Raw genomic sequence first — 7,885 nt, forward strand, 5'->3', positions numbered from 1 at the left:
ATTCAGCGGTTTCCCCCCCCCCTCCCCCCAGTGTGGCGGGAGCCTTCCCCCCCCCCCGCGATGGGGTCAGCTCAGAGAACGACGGTGCGATTGGCGTTCAGGAACACCCGCTTCTCAATGTGATACCCCACCGCCCGCGCCAGGGTCAGGCACTCGATATCGCGCCCCTTGGCAATCAGGTCCTCGGGGTAGTGGCTGTGGTCCACCACCTCGACGCCCTGGGCAATGATCGGCCCTTCGTCGAGGTCGTTGTTGATGTAGTGCGCGGTGGCACCGACCATCTTCACGCCCTTGTTGTAGGCTTGGTGGTACGGCTTGGCGCCCTTGAACCCCGGCAGCAGCGAGTGGTGGATGTTGATCGCACAACCGTCCAGCCGGCGGCACAGCTCGGGCGACAGCACCTGCATGTAGCGGGCGAGGATCACCAGCTCCGCACCGGTCTGCTCGATCACGTCCAGCACCTTGCGCTCCTGCCCCGGCTTGTCGTGGGGGTCGAGGGCAAAGTGGTAGTAAGGGATCTTGTGCCAGTGGGCCAAGGGTTCGAGGTCTGGGTGGTTGGACACCACCGCGACCACGTCCATGGCCAGTTGGCCGATGCGCTGGCGGTACAGCAGATCGTTCAGGCAGTGGTCGGCCTTGGACACCATGATCACCACCTTGGGGCGGTGATGGGGTGCGGTCAGCTCGAAGGCCATGCCGAAGGCTTCGCTGCGCGCGGCAAGGCCGGCCCGGAAGCCGCCCTCGTCGAAGCCATCCGGGGCGCGGAACTCCACGCGAATGAAGAACCGCCCCGACAGCCGGTCATCGAAGGAATGGTGCTCGGTGACGTAGCAGCGCTGCTCGTAGAGGTGACGCGTCACCACATCGACGGTGCCGAGCATGCTCGGGCAGTCGGCAGTGAGAATCCAGGTGTCCGGTGCCCGACTCATGCTGTGTACTCCTTCAGGCTTCGATGGCCAGGCCGTATTCGGCCGATGCGTCCTGCAGCCACAGCCACCAGTAGTCGGAGAAGCTGCGGCGGATCATCAACTCCCAGGTGTCTTCGGCGGTGCGGCGGATCACCAGTTGCGACTTGGCGAACACGGTGCCCACGGCCTTGCCCACCGGGAAGTTGTTCGGGTGAACATCATAGCTGGTGGATTTCATCAGCACGTCGCGCACGTTGGGGCCGCGCAGCTCGAGCAGGGTCTGCCCGCCGCTGACGTTGACCACCTGGATGTGCTGGCCGTCGAGGGCTGCACGCAGCTTGTTCTCGACTTCCACTTCCTGGCCGCCGGGGACGATCAGCAAGTACTCGTCCGGGCCCATCCATTGCAGCGAGGTGTCGCCGTTGGCGACCACGGTCAGGGCCACCGGCAGCTCCAGGCCCAGGGCCTTGTGCACGGCGCCGGCGAAGGCCGGGTCGTGGCCGTCGCCACGAATGGTCAGGTGGCCGAGGAATTTCTTCTCGCGCAGGGTCACGCCTGCGTTCTTGCGGCCCTTGCCGACCAGGCTGGCCAAGTCGGCGTGGTGCAGTGGCGACTGAGCCTTGGCATCAGGGCCGGGGTTTTGCTGGAAGACGTTGATAGCGCTCATTTCTTACCTGCCTTGAATTCTGTTGATCGCGAAGACCTGAGGTAGAACCTGTAGGCACTGGCTGCGAAGATCCTGTGGGAGCGGGTTCACCCGCGAAGAGGGCAGTGAATCCACCATCGCATTCGCGGGTAAACCCGCTCCCACAGAGACCGCATTTCAACCAGAGCCCGAGACAAAGCCTCAAACGTTCTGCCGCTCACCCTTCGGATCGAAGAACACCGCGGAGACGATTTCCGCCTCGATCACGCTGCCATCGGCCTGTGGCGAATACACCCGCTCGCCCATGCGCTTGAGGCCGCCCTTGACCACACCCATGGCGAACGAATAGCCCAGGGAGTTGGCCGCGTAGCTGGAGGTGACGTGGCCGACCATGTCCATCGGGATCGGTTGCTTGGGGTCGAACACCAGTTGGGCGCCTTCCGGCAGCCACACCTTGGGGTCGACCGGCTTGAGGCCCACCAGCTGCTTGCGGTTGTCGCGCAGGCAGTCTTCGCGGTTCATGCCACGCAGGCCGATCCACGAGAACGGCTTGTTGCGGCCCACGCACCAGCTCATGTTCAGGTCGTCCGGGTTCATCGAACCGTCGGTGTCCTGGCCCACGATGATGAAGCCCTTCTCGGCACGCAGCACGTGCATGGTCTCGGTGCCGTACGGGGTCAGGTTGTACTTCTTGCCGGCCTCGACGATCTGCTCCAGCACGCCCATGGCGTAGTTGGCCTGCACGTTCACTTCGTACGACAGCTCGCCGGTGAACGAGATGCGGAACACACGGGCCGGCACGCCGCCGACATTGCCTTCCTTCCAGGTCATGAACGGGAAGGCTTCCTTGTCCATGTCGATGTCGGTCAGCTCGCTGAGCAGCTTGCGGCTGTTGGGGCCAGACAGGGTCATGGTCGCCCAGTGGTCGGTGACCGAGGTGAAGTACACCTTCAGCTCCGGCCATTCGGTCTGGTGGTACAGCTCCATCCACTGCAGCACACGGGCGGCGCCGCCGGTGGTGGTGGTCATGATGAAGTGGTTGTCGCCGACGCAGGCGGTCACGCCGTCGTCGAAGACCATGCCGTCCTCTTTGCACATCAGGCCGTAGCGGGCCTTGCCCACGTCGAGCTTGGTCCAGGCGTTGGTGTAGATGCGGTTGAGGAACTCGCGCGCGTCCGGCCCCTGGATGTCGATCTTGCCGAGCGTGGAGGCGTCCAGCAGGCCGACGCTGTCACGCACGGCCTTGCACTCGCGGGCCACGGCAGCGTGGATATCCTCGCCGGCTTTAGGGAAGTACCACGGGCGCTTCCACTGGCCGACGTCCTCGAACTCCGCGCCGTTCTTCACGTGCCAGGCATGCAGGGCGGTGAAGCGCACCGGCTCGAACAGGTGGCCACAGTGCCGGCCCGCTACCGCGCCGAAGGTCACCGGCGTGTAGTTGGGGCGGAACATGGTGGTGCCCATTTCCGGGATGGTGATGCCGATCGAACGGGCGGCGATGGCCAGGCCGTTGATGTTGCCCAGCTTGCCCTGGTCGGTACCGAAGCCCAGCGCGGTATAGCGTTTGACGTGCTCGACCGACTCGAAGCCTTCACGGGTGGCCAGCTCGATACCGGCGGCGGTGACGTCGTTCTGCTGGTCGACGAACTGCTTCGGCCCTTTGCTGCCCTTGTCGTGCGGCACCTGGAACAGCGCCACGGTGGCCTCTTCCTTGCGCGCCACGGTTTTCGGCAGGGTGCCGACGGTGGCCTTGAAACCGGCCTCGGTGGCAGCGCGGGCGCCGCCTTCGAAACCATCGGCAATCACGTCACCGAGGGCGTAGACGCCGTTGATGCCGCCGACGCACTCGCGCTTCTGCGGGGCATCCCCCGGCACGAAACCAAGGATGTCGTCACGCCATACCGGGCGGCCGCCCAGGTGCGAAGCCAGGTGGACGATCGGGCTGTAGCCGCCGGACGTAGCGATCAGGTCGCACTCGAGGGTCTCGCCTGGGCTGGTGACCTTGTGTGCCTTTACATCGATGGCGGCCACACGGGCGCCGGTGACATGCTTGCTGCCCTTGGCCTCGACCACGGCGCTGGAGGTGAGAATGCGGATGCCCTTGGCACGCGCCTCTTCAACCAGCGAACCACGCGGGTTGTGGCGAGCGTCGGCGATGGCCACCACTTGCAGGCCGGCGTCGTGCCAGTCCAGCGCTGCGCGGTAGGCGTGATCGTTGTTGGTCGACAGCACCAGCTTGCGGCCCGGCGCAACGCCGTAGCGGCGCACGTAGGTGGAGACCGCACCGGCCAGCATGTTGCCCGGCACGTCGTTGTTGCCGTACACCAGCGGGCGCTCGTGGGCGCCAGGGGCCAGCACCACACGCTTGGCACGCACGCGGTGCACGCGGTGGCGCACCTGGCCGATCGGGGCGCGGTCGCCGAGGTGGTCGGTGAGGCGTTCGTGAATGGTCAGGAAGTTATGGTCGTGGTAGCCGTTGACCGTGGCACGTGGCAGCAGGGTCACTTCCGGCAGGCTTTCCAGCTCTTTGACCACGGCGTTGACCCAGTCGGCGGCGGGCTTGCCGTCGAGGGTTTCGCGGGTGTCGAGCAGGCTGCCGCCGAACTCTTCCTGTTCATCGGCCAGGATCACCCGGGCACCGCTGCGGGCGGCGGCCAGGGCGGCGGCCAGGCCAGCGGGGCCGGCGCCGACGATCAGCACGTCGCAGTGCTGGTTCATGTAGTCGTAGCTGTCCGGATCGTTCTGCAGCGGCGCACGGCCCAGGCCTGCGGCTTTGCGGATGTACTTCTCGTAAGTCATCCAGAACGATTTCGGGTACATGAAGGTTTTGTAGTAGAAGCCCGGCGGCATCATGCTGCCGCCCACTTTGCCGAGGATGCCCATGACGTCGTTGTTGACGTTCGGCCAGCCGTTGGTGCTGGTGGCGACCAGGCCTGCGTACAGCGCCTGTTGGGTGGCACGCACGTTGGGGATCTGGGTGGCTTCGCTGGAGCCGATCTGCAGGATGGCGTTCGGCTCTTCGGTACCGGCGGCGATGATGCCGCGTGGGCGCGAGTACTTGAAGCTGCGCCCGACGATGTCGACGCCGTTGGCCAGCAGGGCGGCAGCCAGGCTGTCGCCGGCATAGCCCTGGTAGGTCTTGCCGTTGAAGGTGAAGTTCAGCACCTTGCTGCGGTCGATACGGCCGCCGCTGGCGAGGCGATAGGTCTGGCTCATACTTTTTCCCCTTGGCCCTTGGCGGTCGCGGATGCCGCGCTTTGCTTGCCGGCAGCGGTGACTTGAGGCTTCTCGCCGATCTTGTAGGTTTCCAGAATTTCGTAGGTCACGGTGTCACGGGTGACGTTGAAGTACTGGCGGCAGCCGGCAACGTGGTCCCACAGCTCGTGGTGAATGCCACGCGGGTTGTCGCGGAAGAACATGTAGGTGCCCCACTCCTCGTCGGAGCAGGCGGCCGGGTCCAGCGGGCGCGGGATGTGGGCCTGGCCGGAAGCGTGGAATTCTTCTTCGGAGCGCAGCTCGCCGCAGTGGGGACAGAAAATATGCAACATGACGGTTGTCTCCGGGTCAGTGGGCGACGGCAGCAGCGCCGTGTTCGTCGATCAGCGCACCGTTGTAGAAACGGTCCATGGAGAACGGCGCGGCCAGTGGGTGCATTTCGCCCTTGGCCAGGCTCGCGGCGAACACGTTGCCCGAGCCCGGGGTGGCCTTGAAGCCGCCGGTGCCCCAGCCGCAGTTGAAGAACATGTTCTTGACCGGAGTCTTGGAGATGATCGGGCAGGCGTCCGGCGAGGTGTCGACGATGCCGCCCCACTGGCGGTTCATGCGCACGCGCGAGAGGTTGGGGAACATCTCGACGATGGCCTGCAGGGTGTGTTCGATCACCGGGTACGAGCCGCGCTGGCCGTAGCCGACCCAGCCGTCGATACCGGCACCGATCACCAGGTCGCCCTTGTCGGACTGGCTGATGTAGCCGTGCACGGCGTTGGACATGATCACGCTGTCGATGATCGGCTTGATCGGCTCCGATACCAGGGCTTGCAGCGGGTGCGATTCCAGCGGCAGGCGGAAGCCCGCGAGCCTGGCCATGTGCCCGGAGTTACCGGCGGTGACTACGCCGACGCGCTTGGCGCCGATGAAGCCTTTGTTGGTTTCCACGCCGATCACGGCGCCGTTCTCTTTACGGAAGCCGATCACTTCAGTCTGCTGGATCAGGTCCACGCCCAGGGCGTCGGCGGCACGGGCAAAGCCCCAGGCCACGGCGTCGTGACGGGCCACGCCGCCACGGCGCTGCACGGTGGCACCGAGGATCGGGTAGCGGGTGTTCTTCGAGCAGTCCAGGTAGGGGATCTCGGCCGCGACCTGGGCAGTGTTGAGCAGCTCGCCATCGACGCCGTTGAGGCGGTTGGCGTTGACCCGGCGCTCGGAGTCGCGGATGTCCTGCAGGGTGTGGCACAGGTTGTACACGCCGCGCTGGGAGAACATCACGTTGTAGTTGAGGTCCTGGGACAGGCCCTCCCACAGCTTCATGGCGTGCTCGTACAGGTGCGCCGACTCGTCCCACAGGTAGTTGGACCGCACGATGGTGGTGTTACGGGCGGTGTTGCCGCCGCCCAGGTAACCCTTCTCGATCACCGCGACGTTGGTGATGCCGTGCTCTTTGGCCAGGTAGTAGGCGGTGGCCAGGCCATGGCCGCCACCGCCGACGATGACCACGTCGTAGACCTTTTTAGGGGTTGGCGTGCGCCACATGCGCTGCCAGTTCTCGTGGTGGCTGAGGGAGTGTTTGAAGAGGCCGAAGCCCGAGTAGCGTTGCATGGTCGTTTACTCCACTCAGCGGTAAACAGGGAAGTCTGCGCACAGGGCGGCGACGTTCTTGGCCACATCGGCTTCGACGTCAGCGTCGCCGAGGTTGTCGAGGATGTCGCAGATCCAGCCGGCCAGGGCCACGCACTGGGCGACCTTGAAACCACGGGTGGTGACGGCCGGGGTGCCGATGCGCAGGCCCGAGGTGACGAACGGCGACTGCGGGTCGTTCGGCACGGCGTTCTTGTTGACGGTGATGTGCGCGCGGCCCAGGGCGGCGTCGGCATCTTTACCGGTCAGGCCCTGGCGAATCAGGCTGACCAGGAACAGGTGGTTGTCGGTACCGCCCGAGACCACATCGAAGCCACGCTCGATGAACACCTGGGCCATGGCCTGGGCGTTTTCGATGACCTGCTTCTGGTAGGCCTTGAAGCCAGGCTCCAGCGCTTCCTTGAAGCACACGGCCTTGGCGGCGATCACGTGCATCAGCGGGCCGCCCTGGGCGCCGGGGAAGACCGCGGCGTTGAGCTTCTTCTCGATCTCTTCGTTGCTCTTGGCCAGGATCAGGCCGCCACGCGGACCGCGCAGGGTCTTGTGGGTGGTGGTGGTGACCACGTCGGCGAAGGGGATCGGGTTCGGGTACAGGCCGGCGGCGACCAGGCCGGCGACGTGGGCCATGTCGACGAACAACAGGGCACCGACCTTGTCGGCGATCTGGCGGAAGCGTGGGAAGTCGAGAGTCTTGGAGTAGGCCGAGAAGCCGGCGACGATCATCTTCGGCTTGTGCTCGACGGCCAGGCGCTCGACTTCGTCGTAGTCGATCAGGCCGGTAGTGGTGGCGATGCCGTACTGCACGGCGTTGTACAGCTTGCCGGAGGACGACACCTTGGCGCCGTGGGTCAGGTGGCCGCCGTGGGCCAGGCTCATGCCCAGGATGGTGTCGCCGGCCTGCAGCAGGGCCAGGTACACGGCGCCGTTGGCCGACGAGCCGGAGTGCGGCTGCACGTTGGCGTAGTCGGCGCCAAACAGCTGCTTGGCGCGCTCGATGGCCAGCGCCTCGACCTTGTCGACGTGCTCGCAGCCGCCGTAGTAGCGCTTGCCCGGGTAGCCTTCGGCGTATTTGTTGGTGAGGCCGCTGCCTTGGGCCTGCATCACGCGCTTGCTGGTGTAGTTCTCCGAGGCGATCAGCTCGATGTGATCTTCCTGGCGCTGTTCCTCGGCATTCATCGCCGCCAGCAGTGCGTCGTCGTAACCCTGGATCTGGTCTTGCTTGCTGAACATCATGTATCTCCCGGCAGCGATCGTTTCTTGTCTGTAGAGGGACTTGTCACCCTTTGCAGCGATGGTATGACCGGGCCGGTGGGCACAGATGCCTGCGCGCGCCTTGCAATGGCGCGTTTACGACATTGCCCAAAAGCGTCATGCGGACCATTCGTGGGAGCGGGGGGGGGGGGGGGGGGGGGGGGGGGGGGGGGGGGGGGGGGGGGGGGGGGGGAGGTGGGGGGGGGGGGGGGGGAGGGGGGGGGGG

6 protein-coding genes are annotated in these 7,885 nt (G+C 65.6%); all 6 read right to left on the minus strand.

Translation table 11 applies throughout. The features are described 5' to 3' along the window. Positions 1 to 71 precede the first annotated feature (71 nt). Positions 72 to 929 (minus strand): formyltetrahydrofolate deformylase, encoded by an 858-nt coding sequence (purU, locus tag ACO6VM_RS05615; RefSeq protein ID WP_323830147.1) that lies wholly within the window; start codon positions 927 to 929, stop codon positions 72 to 74. Positions 930 to 942: 13 nt separating this feature from the next. Continuing rightward, on the minus strand, positions 943 to 1,575 hold the full coding sequence (locus tag ACO6VM_RS05620; RefSeq protein ID WP_232883747.1) for a sarcosine oxidase subunit gamma: 633 nt from the start codon (positions 1,573 to 1,575) through the stop codon (positions 943 to 945). 180 nt (positions 1,576 to 1,755) lie between these two features. After that, complete coding sequence (locus ACO6VM_RS05625) at positions 1,756 to 4,770, minus strand: sarcosine oxidase subunit alpha (RefSeq protein ID WP_390966249.1); 3,015 nt, start codon at positions 4,768 to 4,770, stop codon at positions 1,756 to 1,758. Next, complete coding sequence (locus tag ACO6VM_RS05630) at positions 4,767 to 5,102, minus strand: sarcosine oxidase subunit delta (protein ID WP_110992278.1); 336 nt, start codon at positions 5,100 to 5,102, stop codon at positions 4,767 to 4,769. The genes ACO6VM_RS05625 and ACO6VM_RS05630 overlap by 4 nt, the downstream gene beginning before the upstream one ends. 16 nt (positions 5,103 to 5,118) lie before the next feature. Next, on the minus strand, positions 5,119 to 6,369 hold the full coding sequence (locus ACO6VM_RS05635; protein WP_110992277.1) for a sarcosine oxidase subunit beta family protein: 1,251 nt from the start codon (positions 6,367 to 6,369) through the stop codon (positions 5,119 to 5,121). Between the two features lie 15 nt (positions 6,370 to 6,384). Next, entirely contained in the window at positions 6,385 to 7,638 is a 1,254-nt protein-coding gene (locus tag ACO6VM_RS05640; RefSeq protein WP_422402902.1) for a serine hydroxymethyltransferase, read from the minus strand. Between the last annotated feature and the right edge of the window lie 247 nt (positions 7,639 to 7,885).

It is taken from the genome of Pseudomonas sp. GZD-209 (genome assembly GCF_049310485.1).
Classification (GTDB): domain Bacteria; phylum Pseudomonadota; class Gammaproteobacteria; order Pseudomonadales; family Pseudomonadaceae; genus Aquipseudomonas; species Aquipseudomonas sichuanensis.